Origin of the sequence: Paenibacillus swuensis (assembly GCF_001644605.1) — a bacterium.
GTDB classification, from domain to species: Bacteria; Bacillota; Bacilli; order Paenibacillales; family DY6; genus Paenibacillus_N; species Paenibacillus_N swuensis.
Genome location: NZ_CP011388.1, coordinates 13,542 through 30,597, shown reverse-complemented (window position 1 = coordinate 30,597; position 17,056 = coordinate 13,542). Strand labels below are relative to the sequence as shown.

The following is a 17,056-nucleotide window of genomic DNA, read 5'->3' as shown; positions in this document are numbered from 1 at the left end:
TCGACAAAGATTCGCCATCGCTTTGTAATATTTCTTCGTAGCATTGGGATGTTTGAACCGTTATAATGGGAGAGGATTGACATTGTGAAAAGTTGAACGAATGAAGATAGAGATTTATTTCTGGAAGGAAAGGCAGGTGTCTGCAGTGAATCGTAACTACAGACTGAAATGGCTTACCACGCTTGCCTGTGTCGGCATGTTCTTGGTATTGCTGGCGGGCGCCGTTGTGACGAATACGGAATCCGGTCGGGGCTGCGGAACGGATTGGCCTCTGTGTAACGGTAAATTTGTTCCGGCTTATACGGTGGAATCCATGATAGAATATAGTCACAGGGCTGTAACAGGCGTCGAAGGCATCATCGTGCTGGCCTCTGTGATCGCGGTATGGTTTGGCGTGAAAGAAAGAAGAGATTCTCTGTACTACGCGTTGGCTACGTTGTTCTTTACCGTTCTGCAGGCGGCTCTCGGAGCGATGGCCGTGATCTGGGAACCTACCGCCGCGGTTATGGCGTCGCACTTTGGAATCTCGCTCTTGGCGTTCGCTTCCTCCTTGCTCTTGGCGATCTCGATACGCCAACGAGGAAATTCGAACTCTCCGATTCTGCAAGGGGATAAAGCCTTTAAAGTTTCCAAAGGATTCAGGACAGGCGTATGGTTAACCGCATTGTATACATTCGTCGTCGTTTATATCGGAGCCTACGTGCGCCACACCGATTCAGGCGGAGGCTGTCTGGGCTGGCCGTTATGTAACGGCGAAGTTGTGCCGGAACTTGCGGGTGCAACCGGGATCGCTTTTGTACACCGCATTGCGGCCATGTTGCTTTGGATTGTGATCGCAGCATTGACTTACGCGGCATGGAGCCGCTACAGAGGTCATCGGGCGATCATGATGGGATGCCTGTGGGCGTTGGCCTTGGTCACTTTACAGGTGTTTAGCGGCGCATTGCTTGTGGTTACGATGGGCTCTGAACTATACCTGTTCTCCATCTTGCTGCACATCATGTTAATATCCGGACTGTTCGCGGTCCTTAGCTTCTTATGCATCGCCACTTACAAAGCAGCCCGTAAATAATTTACGGGTTGTTTCTACATATCGGCCGTGTAACATGTAGCGGCCTTCGAATTGGGAGAGAAGAACACATGAATTTTCAGAATCTGAGGGAATTTATCCAAGTCCTTAAACAAGAGAAAGATATTGCGATTATTGATGCCCCTGTGGATCCGAATCTGGAAATTGCGGAAATTCACCGGCGGGTCATTGATGAGGGCGGTCCGGCGCTTCTGTTCACGAACGTGAAGGGCAGCCCGTTTCCGGTAGTTACGAATTTATTCGGTACTAGCCGCCGGGTGGATCTGGCGTTCGGTCCGAGACCGGAGCAACTGATGAAACAAGTTGTGGGCGCGATGGATACGCTGATTCCGCCTACGCCGAAAGCGCTTTGGAAAGAACGTAATATGATTCTGGATTTGATGAAAGTCGGCATGAAGAACGTGCAGCCTTCCGACGCGCAGGTGTTACAAGTGTGCGATACGAACTCGCCGCTGACGAAGCTTCCGGTGCTGACCTGCTGGCAGGAAGACGGAGGTCCTTTCGTTACCTTGCCGCTCGTGTACACGGAAGATCCGATCACGAAGCATCATAATCTGGGCATGTACCGCATGCAGATTTATGACGGACATACGTCCGGGATGCATTGGCAAATTCACAAGGGCGGCGGCTTCCACCACCATGAAGCGGAGAAACTGAACGCTTCGCTTCCGGTAACCGTGTTCTTAGGCGGTCCCCCGGCGCTCATCGCCTCGGCGATTGCTCCTGTGCCGGAACATTTGCCGGAGTTGCTGTTGGCATCCCTCATACTGGGCAAAAAGCTTCCAACCGTTCCGAGTCCGCACGGCGGACACCGGTTGGTCGCCGAGGCTGAATTCGCGATTTGCGGTGAAGTGCCTCCGCATCTTCGCCGTCCGGAAGGTCCTTTCGGCGATCATTACGGGTATTACTCGTTAACACATGATTTCCCGGTCTTTAACGTAAGCCATGTTTACCATCGCAAAGATGCGATCTATCCCGCCACCATCGTAGGCAAGCCGCGCCAGGAGGATTACTATCTGGGCGAATTCCTGCAGCGGTTGCTGTCTCCGGCGTTCCCGATGGCTATGCCCGGCGTGAAGGAGCTGTGGACCTACGCGGAAACCGGATTTCATCCGCTGGCCGCGGCGGTCGTGCGCGAGAGCTACTCGCGGGAAGCGCTGGGCTCCGCGTTCCGGATTCTTGGCGAAGGACAGCTGACGCTGACGAAATTCCTGATTGTGACGGATCAACACGTCGATCTGGCGAATTTCGCGCAGCTGCTGGAAGCCGTCCTGGAGCGGTTTGATCCGCGCAAGGATCTGTTTATTTTCAATAAAACGTCGCATGACACGTTAGATTATACCGGCCTGCAGCTCAATCACGGAAGCAAAGCGGTGCTGCTCGGCACCGGCAGCCCTGTTCGCGATCTGCCCCGCGTCTACGACGGCGGGCAGATCGACGAAATCGACAGCGCCGCCGTTTACTGCGGCGGCTGCCTCGTGGTTTCCGGCGCGTCGTATGAACGCGAGCCGGAACTGGCCCAGCGGCTGCTGAAGCGCGCCAAAGCGCAGCTGCAGGGTTGGCCGTTGATCGTGCTGGCGGATGACGCATCCGTGGCGCACGATCAAACGGCGTTTCTGTGGGCCGTGTTCACACGGTTCAATCCGGCCCACGACGTCTACGCGGACGCCCAGCTGCATCAACACCATATCGGCTACGAGCTGCCGATTGTCATTGATGCGCGGATGAAGCCGGGCTACCCGGATGAGCTGTTCCCGCGCGAAGATATTGTTCGCACGGTATCGGAACGCTGGAAAGAATACTTCCCGCAAGGGGCTGTGTAATGCAGCCCTCCCGTATGAAGGAAGCGTTGCCTCATCTGGGATTGCTCACCGTATACTTGCTCTGGGGAATCAATATTACTTCTATGAAAATCGGGGGCCTGGAATGGGACCCCGTTATTTTTAACGGATTACGCTATTTGAGTATCGTTCCGATTCTTTGGGTATATACTGTTGTTTACCATAGGAAGAAGAAGCTGCCTATGCGCATGGAGAGGCGGGACCTCTTATGGATGATCGTCCTCAGCTTCGCGTCAACCATTGGGATGGAAGTGGTTCTTTCGTATGCGCTTCAATACTCCTCTACTGCGAACGGCGCCGTGTTGGGCCGCGGGTTTATGCCGATTATTACAGCTGTGATCGCGCTCGTATTGAAGGAAGTTCGACTTACTTGGCGAATCGGTTTGGGCATCCCTCTGGCTTTCCTCAGTGTCATCGTAATTGTCGGGGGCAAAGGTCTGAATTTCGGGGCCGAAACGTTACGCGGAGATCTACTGTTGCTGATGCGAAGCTTCGTGGGAGCGTTTTATCTGATCTACATGAATCGTTTAGTGGTCAAATATCGGCTATCGTTACTGATTACGCTGGAGATTACGTTCGGCGCTTTATGGTTGCTGCCTTGGGTTATCGGGAAAGTCGATTTGGTGTACTTACAAGGCATTTCCCAGGCGGGCTGGATCAGCTTGGCCTACACCTCCATATTGGCTACGCTGGCCGCGTTTACGATACATAATTGGGGTCTGGGCCAAATAGGGCCGTTTAAGGCCTCCGCTTACGGCTACACCTTACCTGTTACGGCGGCGGTCGCCGGCATGGTGATTTTGCATGAGAGGTTGACGCTCTCTGAAATGGTCGGCGGCATCGGTGTGCTGGCGGCGATGTATATTGTCCAATCAGATCGGATGAAGCAAGCGAAACAAATGGCGGCGCGCATGCCCCAAGATGAATGAAAGGCGGCGAAAAGCATGTTGAGAAGTCTGTTTAACGAACCTCCCCGGATAGAGGAAGGTTTAATCCTTCAAGCGGGTGAGGCGATTCAGCGTTTCAGCAAACGTCTGCAGCTCTACAATGGCCGTCAGAGGGACGGGGCGCCGACGAAGTACCGCAGGATCGAATTGTGGACGAACGGTCTGTGGATGTCTTTGAATGAGCTGGAGCAAAGTGTTTATGCCGCGGGCAAGTATGCGGAGCGGATTCATAAGACTTCGCTGTCCGATATGAATGACGAGGAAGAACAAACGTATTATTTGCATGTGTACTATTACAAGAACGCATTTATCCGTCTGTTTTCTATTTTTGACAAAACCGGCTATTTTCTGAATGAAATGCTTGATCTCGAAACGGAGAAGGAGAAACCCCGGTATTCTTATTTCACCGTATTGCGCCAAATGCAGACGAAGCACAGGGAAGAGGAGCTTTCCAAAATGCTTTATAGTTTGAAAGATAAATACGATGCTCCGCTGCGGAAGCTCAGAGACCAGCGTAATTTCGAAATCCATTATATGAATGCGGAGATTCAAGATGATCTTCTCCATCTCTACTCCAGATACGGCGAGAAGTACCCGTTAGAAAATCTGAAAGATAACATGTCCAACCTGAAACAAGGGCTGGAAGTTGCCTTGTTGACGCTCGAAGCCGTATTTAAACAAAGCTATCGTCGAATTGCGGAATAATTTTGCCGGGCATGAGTCGGTCACAGATGGTTGAATTTGTGTAGGCGCAGCAGAATAACATATAATGTTCTGGTCTAAGTTGTGATTTGTGGGAGGTGCCTTGCGCGGTGGGTTTACAGGGGAAGACGGCATTGATTACAGGCAGCGCCAAAGGGCTTGGTCGAATGACGGCGTTGAGCCTGGCGGAAGAGGGCTGTAACATTATTGTGAATTATGTAAACAGCAAGACGGAGGCGGAGGAACTGGTTTCTGTGTTGCAAGGCAAAGGCGTACAAGCCGCGGCGGTTCAGGCCGACATTGCAAGCACAGAAGACCGTGCTAGATTGGTTGAGAAATCCGAGGCCTTAACCGGCAACATTGACATTCTGATTAATAACGCGGGACCCTTCGTAAGGGAGCGCCGGTTGTTCAGCGATTACACCTCAGCAGAGATTAACAGCCTGATGCAGGGCAACTTGCTTGGCGTGATGGAGCTGGATTTATTGATGCTGCAAGGGATGCGCAAGCGAGGATGGGGACGGTTAATCCACTTCGGCTTCGGTCATGCCGCGGAAGCGAGAGGTTGGCCGCACCGCGCGGTATATGCCGCTGCGAAGGTAGGTTTAGTATCTTTTACAAAGACGCTTGCTGTTGAAGAAGCCCCTTTCGGAATCACCGTAAATATGATCTGCCCGGGCGATATTCGCGGGTTGAACAAAGAGAAGACCATTTCGGAAGTCTCTTTGTTGGAAGATGAGGAATCCCCCCGGGGACGTCCGGGCGCGGGCGAGGATGTGGCCCGAGTCATCAGTTTCCTGTGCCAGCCGGACTCCGACTTTATCACCGGTAATATCGTGGATGTGAATGGGGGACTTGACCCGATTCGAACGCATATCAAATAGCCATTATCAACGAAAACATATACTTTTCCAATGTGGTAAAATAACCATAAAAAAACATCCCCGAATTGGATTCGGGGATGTTCTTGTCAAAGCTTATATTAGAATACTTGAACGACCTCTGTAATGCCTTCCACTTCTTCAACCAGTGCGCGCTCAATACCGGCTTTCAAAGTGATTGTGGAACTTGGGCAGCTGCCGCAGGCACCCATCAGCTTCAGCTTAACAATGCCGTCTTCCACATCGACCAATTCCACGTCGCCGCCGTCGCGTTGCAGAAACGGACGAAGCTTATCCAGCACTTCCAGGACCTCATCGTATTGCTCAGGGCTAGTTACGTTCTCACTCATTTGTATCCACTCCTTTCTTTTATTATTATATAACAATAACGCCAAAATTAAAATGGTGTAACCTATAAGGCAAGGTGGACTTTTCTCATGATCCCGATAATTGAATTTTGCGTAAGCAATATGCATCACGGTACCGACGCTGTAATGAAGAAGCTTGAAGAAAATCCTGAGTATGACGTCATTGAATATGGATGTTTGGGAAACTGTGGTGAATGCTATGTGTTGCCGTACGCCATTGTGAATGGCGAGATTGTTACAGCCGCGACAGCAGATGAGCTTTACACGGCCATTATCGCAAGCATCGAAGAGTGGAAGAAACAGTTCGATTTCGACTTCGACATAGATTAGATTATCCGAAGTGGTGCTTGGACATCCATAACACACCGCTTTTCAATACACGCGGCACTCTGCCCATAATAGCGCGTGAACCCATCATGCCGAAGCCCGCTTTCTTACCTAGCGAGCCCAGTACCCCTTTTAACTTGATTTGTCCAAGTTGAGGGGTTTTTCCGTTCCAGATCGCCGTAATGACATCGACCACTTGCTTTCCTTGCGCTTCCGCGGCCTGAGCGCTCGGAGAGAACGGCAGGGATGCACAGTCGCCGACAACGTAAACTTCCGGGAACGTAGGAATCTGATGATAGTTATTCAGGATAACGCGGCCTTGGGAATCCTTAGGCACAGGGAGATCCTGCACAAGTTTTACCGGTTGAATTCCTGCGGTCCATACGGTAGCGTCCGTGTAAATCGGCGTAGTTTCTTTGTCCCACATAATCCCTTGCTCCAAACGGGTTAAAGAAATGAACGACAACATTTCCACATCATGCTCAGTGAACCATTCACTTACGTAAGACTGAAGCTTGCCCGGGAAGGCGGACAAGATGCTTGGTCCCCGGTCGATAACCCGAATGTTGAGATCCGGTCGGCTTTCACGCAGTTCCGAAGCCACTTCAACACCGCTCAGACCTCCGCCGACGATCGATACTTGTCCGTAAGGCTTTACGTCATTGATCATCTGGTAGGTTTTGCGGGTTTGCGCAAGCGATTGAATGCTGGTGGAATAGGTTTCGGCACCGACAATTCCGTGGTACTTATCTGTGCATCCCAGTGCAACCACAAGCCAATCGTATGTGATGGTTTCTTCATCGTTTAATTTAATATGTTTATTCTCCAGACTGATTTCGGTGACATCGCCGTATTTCAGGACGATTCTCGGATCCTCCGGAAAAGCGACGCGAATGTCCAGATCGGATACGGTGCCCGTAGCGAGCGCGTAATATTCCGTTTTTAATCCTTGGTAAGGCATCCGGTCAATCAGCATAATGACCGTGTCAGAAGGGAGATCTTTCTCCTTTTCCAATAGTTCCTTGGCTACGGTTAAACCTCCGTAACCTCCGCCGAGTATAACAAATTTTTTCATATCGCACGCGATCCTTTCACATCTTTTATGATTAAGAAGGGTCTGTCGGTCTCTATGTCTCTAGTAACCTTCTCGTATGTGGGTTCAAACTGCGCTCCTATCAGACCGGTTGTCAGATGCTACTCGTACACTTTAATTTCGTTATAAAAGGTATCGCGCTCCACGGGAATTCGCCCCGCCCCTTTAATCAGCCATACCAGTTCATCCCGGGTTAATCCGTCCGGTGTCAGTGCGCCTGCAGCGTGGCTGATCCGCTCTTTAATAATGGTGCCGTGCGCATCGGAAGCGCCAAAGGTCATGCCCAATTGCGTCAACTGTGTTCCAATGTTGATAAAGTAAGCTTTAATATGCTGGAAATTATCCAGCATCAGGCGTGAAATGGCTAATGTTCGCAGATCCTCATATGCGGAGTTCCGGCGTTTGATTCCGGCGTTCCGGTTGATCGGCTGCATAGAAAGTGGGATGAACACCATAAAGCCGTTGGTTTCATCCTGCAGATCGCGGAGATGAATCATATGTTGTACGCGTTCTTCCAACGTTTCAATGGAACCGTACAGCATGGTGGTGTGGGTTTTCAAGCCTAACTCGTGGGCAGCGCGATGAACGTTAAGATACTGTTCCACATTGGCTTTGTCCACATGCATTTTGTCCCGGTAACGATCCGACAGAATTTCCGCGCCGCCGCCCGTAAGGGTGTCCAGGCCCGCCTTCATTAATTCCTGCAAAACCTCTTTAAAGCTTAGGCCGCTGATTCTGGAAAAGAATTCAATCTCGGCACCGGTGTAGGCTTTAATCGTTACATCAGGGAAACGAACCTTAAGCGCGTGTATGGAATCCACATAGTATTGGAAAGGCACGTTAGGATTATGTCCGCCTACAATATGAAATTCACGAATACCCGGATGGTAATGCTGTTCCACATACTCAATCATTTGCTGACCGCTTAACGTATAGGCTCCATCTTCGCCTTCGTCCTTGCGGAAATTACAGAAAGCGCAATGGGATTCGCATACATTGGTAAAGTACAAACTCATATTTTCGATAAAATAAACTTTTTTGCCGTTTTTGCGCATATTCACTTGGTTCGCCATTTGACCTATGGTTAATAAATCATCGGATTGATACAAGTAAACCCCTTCTTCAAGGGAAAGCCGCTGGCCGTGCTGGACTTTCTCGGCAATCTCCGCCATGCGCCGGTCCGGGCTGCTAATGACCAAACTCATATAAAAACCTCCTATTCGTTGCATAAACATAGCTTTTCTTATTATAAACCTTATGGCTCCGCATGGGCAATGGGGTGGCGCAAAATGTAAACATCATACAACAAAGGCAGGAATGGCTCTTGAGACGCGGGGAGATAATTTGTATACTATAGATAAGTAAGAAAAGGAAGTCGCACTTTGACGGCTATAGCCGCTATATACATCAACCGAATCTAGAGGAGGAATTACAATGATTACAATCAGCGAATCGGCTACGGATAAAATCAAGGAAATGCTGGCGGCGGAAGAAACACCGAACATGTTTCTGCGTTTAGGCGTGAAATCCGGAGGATGCACAGGATTCTCCTACGGTATGGGCTTCGATGATGATCAGAATGAACAAGATCAGGAATTGGATGTGAACGGCCTGAAGGTCGTTGTGGAAGGCGAGAGCGTGAAGTATTTGAACGGGGTGGAGATTGATTTCAAGGAATCTGCCATGGGCGGCGGATTTACGATTAACAACCCGAACGCGACAGCCACTTGCGGCTGCGGATCTTCTTTCCGCACAGCGGATGATGCGGGCAAGCCGGACAGCGATTGCTAATTTTATTGAAGAAGCTCTTAGGCCATTAGGCTTAAGAGCTTTTTTATTTCTATTTTTAACATAACGGAAAATTTACGTTATTCGCTTTTCAATTTCTTTTTGTATAAATCATGTAAACTAATTCCACGTATTTCTCCCTCAATTCTTTAAATTTATCCCTTACTGAAAGCGCTTTACTATGTTGAAATGAACTTGTGAGCATGGATTCCTTATTTTGGACGGGAGGGGGTAACTGCAACAAAAAGATCCTTCTATGGATGACCGCGTATCGTTTAGAAACCTCCAAAATATCAAATGAGAGGAAGTAATTTTATGAAACGCAAAGGCATTGCCATGATCCTGTTGATCGTCCTGATGTTTTCCATCTTTCCCGTAACAGCCTTCGGCGCATCGGAATGGGCGCCGAACACGCCATATAAGATTAATGATTTTGTTACGTATAGCGGCAGCACTTACAAGTGTATCCAAGCGCACACCTCCCTGACCGGTTGGGAGCCTCCTGTTGTTCCCGCCCTATGGCAGAAGCAATCCGGCACCACACCACCGCCGGATACGCAAGCGCCAACCGCACCGGGCGCTTTATCCGCCGGCACTGTAACGAACACGAGCATCGCCTTATCCTGGACGGCGTCCTCGGATAACACCGGTGTCACGGGTTACGATGTATACCGCGGCACCGTTTTGGCCGGCACGGTGACAGGTACCGCCTTCACCGCGACTGGCCTGCCCCCCAACACGGCCTACACGTTTACCGTGAAGGCCAAGGACGCTGCGGGTAATATCTCCGCAGCCAGCAATGCCGTGACGGCTACGACGTCCGGCACTACGCCGCCGCCGGATACGCAGGCTCCGTCGGCTCCGGCCGGATTGTCCGCGGGCGCGGTGACAAGCTCCAGCATCGCTGTGAGCTGGAACGCTTCCACGGACAATGTAGCCGTGACCGGCTACAACGTCTACAACGGCTCGGCGCTCGCCGGAAGTACGACGGGCAGCGGCGCAACCTCGTTCACGGTGACTGGGCTGGCCGCGAACACCACCTACAGTCTTACTGTGAAGGCCAAGGATGCGGCTGGGAACTTGTCCGCGGCAAGCGCCGTGCTCAGCGTGAGAACCAGTACAACAAACCCGCAACCAACCGGCGCCAAAATTCTCGTCGGGTATTGGCATAATTTCGATAACGGCTCAACCGTCATTCGCTTGCGCGACGTGTCCCCCAAATACGATGTGATCAACGTTTCATTTGCAGAGACTTTAAGCGACCATGCTACGTTAACGTTTGCTCCGTTCAATGCGACGCCAGCCGAATTCAAGTCGGATATAGCATATCTTCAAAGCCTCGGAAAGAAAGTGCATATTTCCATCGGGGGAGCCAACGCAACGGTGGAGTTGAATACGGCAGCGGCCAAACAAAATTATGTGAACTCGTTAAAATCGATTATTCAAACCTATGGTTTTGACGGAATTGATATTGACCTCGAAGGAAGCTCCTTGTCCTTGAACGGCGGCGATACCGATTACAAAAACCCGACAACACCCAAAGTAGTGAATTTAATATCAGCTACCCGTGAGGTGCTAAATGCGTTCGGTCCGGGCTTCGAGCTGACCATGGCGCCGGAAACGGCTTATGTGCAAGGGGGACTCATCGCGTATGGCGGTCCATGGGGCGCTTACCTGCCTGTAATCCATGCGCTGAGGGACCGACTAAATTACATTCACGTTCAACATTATAACAGCGGTGCGATGGAAGGGTTGGATGGTCGCTCCTATTCCCAAGGTACAGCTGATTTCCAAGTGGCTATGGCCGAAATGTTGCTTAAGGGTTTCCCGGTTGCGCGTAATCAGGCGAATATGTTCGCGTCTCTGCGCCCTGAACAAGTCGCGATTGGACTTCCGGCTTCCCGAGGGGCAGCGGGAGGCGGATACACTTCCACGGCGGATGTGCAGAAGGCGCTGAATTATCTGATCAAGGGTCAATCCTACGGCGGCGCTTATCAGCTGCAAACGTCGGGCGGGTACGGTGGATTTAGAGGGTTAATGACTTGGTCGATCAATTGGGATAAGTATAACAACTATGAGTTTTCCAACACGTATCGCTCGTATTTCGATAACTTATAATCAAGTGTAATTTTCTGAATAGGCATCAGCCAAACTTTCTCCGCAGTTCTCCCACTCTATGCAAAATAGGGCTTTGTACAAAGATAAACATACAGGAGACGACTGTCTCTGATGAATATGTTTAGAGTACAATGACAAGCAAAGGAGAGTTGCACATGGAGGAATTTCAGTCTCCTGAAGTCGCTCCTGAAGCGGTAACTCAAGCTGTCCCCGAGGAGGAAACCGCTTCGATTCAGGAAGTGCCGCCGCAGCATATACCGACGCATACGCCGGCGCCTGAAGGAATGGCAACGATATCTCAAGGAAGGCAATTGGCCAGCAAATGGGCCAAGACCGCCGTCCTGCTAAGTGACAGCCGTGTCTCCGGGCATATACCGGAGTCCAGAATCTATAACAATGAATCGCTGCAATCCATGTTAAACAAGTATGGATCTGTCGTCATGAAGCCTGTAGTGGGCGCCGGCGGTCGTGGTGTCATTAAAGTAAGCAAGACGGGTAACACATATTCTTTCTTCTATTACCAGAAGCGAAGAACCGAGCTTAGTTTCGTAGCTTTGACGGCGCACATTAATCAGGTGCGCAAGAAGCGCAGATATTTGATTCAGCGCACCATTCACCTCGCAACGATATCCGGACGACCGATTGATTACCGTGTTAAAGTGCAGAAGATCGGCGCCCATTGGCACTTTCGCGCATTGGTAGGAAGACTGGCCCGTCCAGGTCTATTCGTCACGAATCTGTGCAGAGGCGGCACGCAACTAACCGCGGCGCAGGGAATTGCCCGGTCTTTATCCGTGAAATCCGTTCGAACCAAGAAAAATGAAATGAAGAGAATAACGCGAATCTGCTCTCAGCTGCTTGAGAACAAATTTCCAGGTATCACGTTATTAGGTTTCGATTACGGCATCGACCGCAGCGGGCATATTTGGATATTTGAAGTCAATACTAGACCGCAATAATGGAATCATCCCAAGACGTCGAACGAATACGTTCGGCGTTTTTTGTTCGTGCATACAGCTTTTTTAAACAATGGTTAATTTTTTTTCAAAATCATATACAAGGGTAGTGACACAATTCTGTCACCGTGTTACTATAACTAACATAATATTCAGATATTTTGAATTGTTTGACAACAAGAAGCGCTTACATAAAATGGGGTGAGTATGTAAACCTTTACACACAGAAGAAATGTTACTTTTTATAACACATAATCAGGGGTGCTCACTATGGACTATATCATCCAGCAGATCATTAACGGGATTTCCGTTGGCAGTATTTACGCACTTATAGCACTCGGATACACCATGGTTTACGGCATTATCAAGTTGATCAATTTTGCGCATGGCGATGTATTTATGGTCGGATCGTTTGTTGGGTTATTTACAGCGAAGATCTTGGCCGCACAAGGCTTTCCGCCCATGGTCGTGTTTATCGGGGCGTTGATTATTTCAATGACGGCAAGTGCGGTGCTTGGCGTTGTAATCGAGCGAACGGCTTATAAGCCTCTACGTAAAGTTTCCCGGATCGCGGTGCTTATCACGGCCGTGGGCGTTTCGTTCCTGCTTGAGAACGGGGGCATATACATACTCGGACCTCAAGCTAAAGGCTTCCCGGAAATTCTGGAGAAACAGCAATTTAACTTGTTCGGTTCTGTTCAGGTGGATTCCAACCAAGTGATGATTTTGGTCGTAACCGTCATTTTAATGGTTGTTCTCCAATATATCGTGCACTTCACGAAGACGGGTAAGGCGATGCGCGCAGTGTCGTATGATTTGGAAGCCGCCAGATTAATGGGAATCAACGTGGATCGGACCATTTCCTACACGTTCGCCATTGGGTCAGCATTGGCAGCCGCGGCGGGTGTCATCTTCGGAATGACGTACAACTCGGTCGATCCGTTAATGGGTGTCATCCCGGGCTTGAAGGCGTTTGTCGCCGCTGTTCTTGGCGGAATTGGCAGTGTGCCGGGAGCTCTGGTAGGCGGATTGTTGTTAGGCGTTATCGAGACAGGCGTAACCTCGGTAGGGTACTCCCTGTGGCGTGACGGCGTTGTATTCGCGGTTCTGATCCTAATTCTCATCTTTAGACCGTCCGGATTGTTCGGTAAGAACGTCCGAGAGAAAGTGTAGGTGGGGGCCATGTTTAAGAACAGTCGCAATTTCTGGGTAGGCTCCGCCGCAGCTTTTGTCATCTACGTTGTCATTCAACTCTTGTTTAACCAAGGTGTCTTGAATGATGTGGCAGAGTCCACGATCATCTTGATTTGTATCAATATAATTCTTGCGGTTTCCCTTAATTTAATTAATGGTTTTACCGGACAATTTTCGATGGGGCATGCGGGTTTTATGTCCGTTGGCGCTTATATGTCGGCAATCCTGACACTCGATTTTAACGTTCCGTTCCCTGTGGCGCTGATCGCGGGCGGATGTCTGGCCGCGGTGTTCGGGATGATGATCGGAATTCCGTCGCTCCGACTTAAAGGTGATTATCTGGCGATGGCCACACTCGGCTTCGGTGAAATTATCCGTATCGTATTGCTCAATACGGAATATGTCGGCGGAGCATCCGGCTTAAGCGGTATTCCTACCCAGTCATCTTGGACTTGGGTGTTCGTTTTCACTTTCTTGACCGTTGTTCTAATCAGTAATTTCGTTAATTCCATTCACGGTAAGGCTTGTATCGCCATTCGGGAGAACGAGATTGCCGCGGAAGCGATGGGCATAAACACGACGCAGTATAAGGTCATCGCATTTGTTATTGGGGCTTTCTTCGCCGGAGTGGCAGGTGGTTTGTCGGCTCACAAGTTTTATGTCATTACACCGACCTCTTTTAACTTTATTAAATCCTTTGAAATTCTTGTCATTGTAGTTCTTGGCGGATTGGGAAGCACCTCTGGCGCAATCCTTGGCGCAATTGTACTAACCTTGCTGTTCACTTGGCTGCAAGATTTCCCGGAAATTCGCATGATCATTTACTCTTTGGTATTGATTCTAATGATGATCTTCCGGCCATCGGGCTTGCTCGGTACTCGTGAGTTCACACTGGATCTGTTCAAACGAAAGGGGAAGAAGTCCGATGAATCCGTCCGTAGCTCTTCTTGATGTTCAACAAGCCAGCCGGTCTTTCGGGGGATTGAAGGCTCTAACCGACATTAATATTGAAATCTTTGACGGTGAACTCGTCGGCTTAATCGGCCCCAATGGCGCGGGCAAGACGACTCTCTTTAATTTGTTAACAGGTGTTTATGAACCATCAGAAGGAAAGATTTTACTGGCCGGCGAATCCATTGGCGGCATGAAGCCATACAAGATCAGCCATCGGGGAGCCTCCAGGACGTTTCAGAATATTCGCTTATTCAGCTCCATGACAGTAGAAGAGAATGTGATGATCGCCTATCACCAGCACGCTAAACACGGCGTTCTTTCATCTCTAGTTCGATTGCCAAGATATTTCAAAGGGGAATCCGAAATCCGCGAGCGCGCCAGAGAATTGTTAAAGATCTTTAAGCTGGATCATCTGCGGGATGAACAGTCGATGAATTTAAGCTACGGAAATCAGCGTCGTCTGGAAATTGCCCGGGCCATGGCTTCTAATCCTAAGCTATTACTGCTGGATGAGCCTGCGGCTGGAATGAATCCACAGGAAACCAAGGAATTAATGGAATTGATTCGCTGGATCCGACAGGAATTCAAGATGACGATTCTGTTAATCGAACATGATATGTCTCTTGTGATGGGTGTTTGTGACCGGATCTACGTGTTGGATCGGGGCATCCAAATTGCTGATGGCACACCTCTGGAAATCCGGAACAACCCTAAAGTCATTGAAGCATATCTAGGGAAGGAGGCGTAGCCTATGTTGCAAGTAGAGAATTTGAATGTTTATTACGGAGCGATTCATGCTCTGAAGAATATAAGCCTCACGGTTAATGAGGGGGAAGTTGTTACTTTAATCGGAGCGAATGGAGCAGGGAAATCCACCCTTCTCAAGACGTTATCGGGTTTGTTGAAGCCGCAAAGCGGGACGATTCAGTTTCTTGGTAAATCCATCGGCGGCAATCCTGTTCAGTCCATCGTTGCCGCTGGCTTGATACACTGTCCGGAAGGTCGTAGAGTATTTGCGAATTTAACGGTTGAAGAAAACCTGGAACTTGGCGGATATTTGCGCAGTGATCAGGAGACGAAGGAGGGGATTTCCAGTGTTTATGAACGTTTCCCTCGTTTGTTGGAGCGTAGAAAGCAACAAGCCGGCACCTTATCCGGCGGTGAGCAGCAGATGCTGGCCATGGGGCGGGCACTGATCGGCAAACCGAAGCTGCTTCTTCTAGATGAGCCCTCCATGGGACTCGCACCGTTGTTGGTGCAGGATATTTTCCGTACCGTGCAAGAAATCAACGCCGCGGGAACCACGGTTCTGCTGGTTGAACAGAATGCGAATCAAGCGCTGAAAGTAGCGCATCGAGCTTACGTGCTCGAAACCGGCAATATCGTGCTTTCAGGCGACGCGAACGAACTCCTGCAATCGGAGGAGCTTAAACTGGCTTATCTCGGCCACTAACGACGTGCTCTCTTTTTTTAACACATAAAAAGAACAGCGGATTCACCCAGTAATACTATTACATGATAGGGAAGGGAAGAGAGAAGCATGAACAAGAAAATGACAGGCATACTGGCATCATGCGTATTGGCATTAGGGGTATTGGCTGGCTGTAACAGCGGGGACGGCAACAACGGCAACGGAGGAACGAATGCCAATGCCGGCGGCAATAACGGCGGGGGAGCATCTGCAGAAGTGATCAAGGTTGGTACCAACTTTGAAATGACGGGTGGACAAGCTTCATTCGGTAACTCTTCCATGAAAGGTGTTAAACTCGCAGTTAAGGAAATCAATGACGCGGGCGGAATCGACGGCAAGATGATTGAGTTGGTTGAAGCGGATAATGCTTCCAAACCGGAAGAATCCACGCGTGTAGCTCAGAAACTTATTTCCAACGACAATGTAGTTGCATTGATCGGACCGGTTACTTCCACCAATACATTAGGCGCCGTGCCGGTAGCAATGGAGAAGAAAATTCCTTTGATCACAACTTCTGCTACAAACCCTAAAGTAACGGTTGACGAAAGAACGAACAAAGTAAATGAGTGGATTTTCCGCGCTTGCTTTATCGATCCTTTCCAAGGAAAAGTTATGGCTGATTTCTCTTTGAATGATCTGAAAGCGAAGACGGCAGCGATGTACATTGATACTTCAAGTGATTACTCCAAAGGTTTGCAAAAGTTCTTCCAAGAAACATTCACCGCTGGTGGCGGAACGATTGTAAGCGATGAGTCTTACCAACAAAAAGATACGGATTTCAAAGCCGTATTGACGCGTATGAAAGAGAAAAGTCCAGACGTAATCTACGTACCTGGTTATTATGAAGAAGTTGGTAAAATCATTAAGCAGGCACGCGAAATGGGGATCACAGTACCGATCCTGGGCGGCGATGGCTGGGATTCCCCGCAACTGGTTGAGATCGCCGGCGCTGAAGCTTTGAAAAACACGTTCATGTCCAACCACTATGCAGCGGATGACAAGTCTGATGAAATCGTATCCTTCATTGATGCATTCAAGAAAGCGAATGCGGATGAAGTACCGGATGGCCTAGCGGCACTTGGTTACGATTCTGTAAAATTGCTTGCTGACGCAATCAAACGCGCGGGATCCACAGATGCTGAGAAGTTGAAAGAAGCGCTTGCCGGCACGAAAGATCTGAAGCTGGCAACAGGTGTAATCACGTTGAACGAAACGCATGACCCTGTAAAATCAGCTGTTGTGCTTGAATTCGTAGACGGTAAACAAACGTTCAAAACGAAAGTAAATCCTTAATTTAAACTTTAAGTTACGAAGGGGCCCTTTAAC

17 protein-coding genes are annotated in these 17,056 nt (G+C 49.5%); 14 read left to right on the top strand and 3 right to left on the bottom strand.

The window, feature by feature from the left end; all coding sequences use genetic code 11:
• Window positions 1-100 precede the first annotated feature (100 nt).
• The 5 genes from SY83_RS00155 (at window position 101) to SY83_RS00135 (ending at window position 5,464) form a co-directional block, all read left to right on the top strand.
• The gene (locus tag SY83_RS00155; RefSeq protein WP_068603228.1) at window positions 101-1,072 is read left to right on the top strand and encodes a COX15/CtaA family protein; all 972 of its coding nucleotides are present in this window, start codon (window positions 101-103) and stop codon (window positions 1,070-1,072) included.
• A gap of 68 nt (window positions 1,073-1,140) precedes the next feature.
• The gene (locus tag SY83_RS00150; protein WP_068603227.1) at window positions 1,141-2,913 is read left to right on the top strand and encodes a menaquinone biosynthesis decarboxylase; all 1,773 of its coding nucleotides are present in this window, start codon (window positions 1,141-1,143) and stop codon (window positions 2,911-2,913) included.
• The gene (locus SY83_RS00145) at window positions 2,913-3,860 is read left to right on the top strand and encodes a DMT family transporter (protein WP_068603226.1); all 948 of its coding nucleotides are present in this window, start codon (window positions 2,913-2,915) and stop codon (window positions 3,858-3,860) included. Before SY83_RS00150 ends, SY83_RS00145 begins: the two co-directional genes overlap by 1 nt.
• 15 nt (window positions 3,861-3,875) lie before the next feature.
• Complete coding sequence (locus SY83_RS00140) at window positions 3,876-4,583, top strand: Cthe_2314 family HEPN domain-containing protein (protein WP_068603224.1); 708 nt, start codon at window positions 3,876-3,878, stop codon at window positions 4,581-4,583.
• Window positions 4,584-4,747: 164 nt separating this feature from the next.
• Entirely contained in the window at window positions 4,748-5,464 is a 717-nt protein-coding gene (locus tag SY83_RS00135; RefSeq protein WP_068610667.1) for an SDR family oxidoreductase, read from the top strand.
• 98 nt (window positions 5,465-5,562) lie between these two features.
• Here SY83_RS00135 and SY83_RS00130 read toward each other — a convergent pair whose 3' ends face one another.
• Complete coding sequence (locus SY83_RS00130) at window positions 5,563-5,811, bottom strand: NifU family protein (RefSeq protein WP_068603222.1); 249 nt, start codon at window positions 5,809-5,811, stop codon at window positions 5,563-5,565.
• A gap of 87 nt (window positions 5,812-5,898) precedes the next feature.
• Here SY83_RS00130 and SY83_RS00125 point away from each other — a divergent pair, with 87 nt between their 5' ends.
• Window positions 5,899-6,159 carry a YuzB family protein gene (locus SY83_RS00125; RefSeq protein WP_068603220.1) on the top strand — a complete coding sequence of 87 codons (261 nt, stop codon included), beginning with the start codon at window positions 5,899-5,901 and terminating at the stop codon, window positions 6,157-6,159.
• Between the two features lies 1 nt (window position 6,160).
• On the opposite strand, the gene SY83_RS00120 is transcribed toward SY83_RS00125, so the two are convergent.
• Window positions 6,161-7,231, bottom strand: a complete 1,071-nt coding sequence (locus SY83_RS00120) for an NAD(P)/FAD-dependent oxidoreductase (protein ID WP_068603219.1) — start codon at window positions 7,229-7,231, stop codon at window positions 6,161-6,163.
• A 119-nt stretch (window positions 7,232-7,350) separates the two neighbouring features.
• Window positions 7,351-8,454: an aminofutalosine synthase MqnE gene (gene mqnE, locus SY83_RS00115; protein ID WP_068603217.1), complete on the bottom strand. Its 1,104-nt coding sequence runs from the start codon at window positions 8,452-8,454 to the stop codon at window positions 7,351-7,353.
• A 229-nt stretch (window positions 8,455-8,683) separates the two neighbouring features.
• Here mqnE and SY83_RS00110 point away from each other — a divergent pair, with 229 nt between their 5' ends.
• The 8 genes from SY83_RS00110 (at window position 8,684) to SY83_RS00075 (ending at window position 17,023) form a co-directional block, all read left to right on the top strand.
• Entirely contained in the window at window positions 8,684-9,040 is a 357-nt protein-coding gene (locus SY83_RS00110; RefSeq protein ID WP_068603215.1) for a HesB/IscA family protein, read from the top strand.
• Between the two features lie 312 nt (window positions 9,041-9,352).
• Entirely contained in the window at window positions 9,353-11,155 is a 1,803-nt protein-coding gene (locus SY83_RS00105; RefSeq protein ID WP_231891328.1) for a fibronectin type III domain-containing protein, read from the top strand.
• A gap of 284 nt (window positions 11,156-11,439) precedes the next feature.
• Complete coding sequence (locus SY83_RS00100; protein ID WP_068610664.1) at window positions 11,440-12,114, top strand: YheC/YheD family protein; 675 nt, start codon at window positions 11,440-11,442, stop codon at window positions 12,112-12,114.
• Between the two features lie 267 nt (window positions 12,115-12,381).
• Window positions 12,382-13,284: a branched-chain amino acid ABC transporter permease gene (locus tag SY83_RS00095; protein WP_068603212.1), complete on the top strand. Its 903-nt coding sequence runs from the start codon at window positions 12,382-12,384 to the stop codon at window positions 13,282-13,284.
• A gap of 9 nt (window positions 13,285-13,293) precedes the next feature.
• Complete coding sequence (locus tag SY83_RS00090) at window positions 13,294-14,256, top strand: branched-chain amino acid ABC transporter permease (RefSeq protein WP_068603207.1); 963 nt, start codon at window positions 13,294-13,296, stop codon at window positions 14,254-14,256.
• Window positions 14,231-15,007, top strand: a complete 777-nt coding sequence (locus SY83_RS00085; protein WP_068603206.1) for an ABC transporter ATP-binding protein — start codon at window positions 14,231-14,233, stop codon at window positions 15,005-15,007. Before SY83_RS00090 ends, SY83_RS00085 begins: the two co-directional genes overlap by 26 nt.
• Before the next feature lie 3 nt (window positions 15,008-15,010).
• A complete protein-coding gene (locus SY83_RS00080) occupies window positions 15,011-15,712 on the top strand; it encodes an ABC transporter ATP-binding protein (protein WP_068603205.1) in 702 nt (233 codons plus the stop codon).
• Window positions 15,713-15,799: 87 nt separating this feature from the next.
• Window positions 15,800-17,023 carry an ABC transporter substrate-binding protein gene (locus tag SY83_RS00075; protein WP_068603201.1) on the top strand — a complete coding sequence of 408 codons (1,224 nt, stop codon included), beginning with the start codon at window positions 15,800-15,802 and terminating at the stop codon, window positions 17,021-17,023.
• Window positions 17,024-17,056 lie beyond the last annotated feature (33 nt).

Coding starts and splice junctions, on each gene's coding strand:
- SY83_RS00150 (WP_068603227.1), top strand. CDS start 1,141: ATGAATTTTCAGAATCTGAGGGAATTTATCCAAGTCCTTAAACAAGAG.
- SY83_RS00075 (WP_068603201.1), top strand. CDS start 15,800: ATGAACAAGAAAATGACAGGCATACTGGCATCATGCGTATTGGCATTA.
- SY83_RS00090 (WP_068603207.1), top strand. CDS start 13,294: ATGTTTAAGAACAGTCGCAATTTCTGGGTAGGCTCCGCCGCAGCTTTT.
- SY83_RS00120 (WP_068603219.1), bottom strand. CDS start 7,231: ATGAAAAAATTTGTTATACTCGGCGGAGGTTACGGAGGTTTAACCGTA.
- mqnE (WP_068603217.1), bottom strand. CDS start 8,454: ATGAGTTTGGTCATTAGCAGCCCGGACCGGCGCATGGCGGAGATTGCC.
- SY83_RS00105 (WP_231891328.1), top strand. CDS start 9,353: ATGAAACGCAAAGGCATTGCCATGATCCTGTTGATCGTCCTGATGTTT.
- SY83_RS00085 (WP_068603206.1), top strand. CDS start 14,231: ATGAATCCGTCCGTAGCTCTTCTTGATGTTCAACAAGCCAGCCGGTCT.
- SY83_RS00125 (WP_068603220.1), top strand. CDS start 5,899: ATGATCCCGATAATTGAATTTTGCGTAAGCAATATGCATCACGGTACC.
- SY83_RS00140 (WP_068603224.1), top strand. CDS start 3,876: ATGTTGAGAAGTCTGTTTAACGAACCTCCCCGGATAGAGGAAGGTTTA.
- SY83_RS00135 (WP_068610667.1), top strand. CDS start 4,748: ATGACGGCGTTGAGCCTGGCGGAAGAGGGCTGTAACATTATTGTGAAT.
- SY83_RS00100 (WP_068610664.1), top strand. CDS start 11,440: ATGGCAACGATATCTCAAGGAAGGCAATTGGCCAGCAAATGGGCCAAG.
- SY83_RS00145 (WP_068603226.1), top strand. CDS start 2,913: ATGCAGCCCTCCCGTATGAAGGAAGCGTTGCCTCATCTGGGATTGCTC.
- SY83_RS00155 (WP_068603228.1), top strand. CDS start 101: ATGAAGATAGAGATTTATTTCTGGAAGGAAAGGCAGGTGTCTGCAGTG.
- SY83_RS00095 (WP_068603212.1), top strand. CDS start 12,382: ATGGACTATATCATCCAGCAGATCATTAACGGGATTTCCGTTGGCAGT.
- SY83_RS00130 (WP_068603222.1), bottom strand. CDS start 5,811: ATGAGTGAGAACGTAACTAGCCCTGAGCAATACGATGAGGTCCTGGAA.
- SY83_RS00110 (WP_068603215.1), top strand. CDS start 8,684: ATGATTACAATCAGCGAATCGGCTACGGATAAAATCAAGGAAATGCTG.
- SY83_RS00080 (WP_068603205.1), top strand. CDS start 15,011: ATGTTGCAAGTAGAGAATTTGAATGTTTATTACGGAGCGATTCATGCT.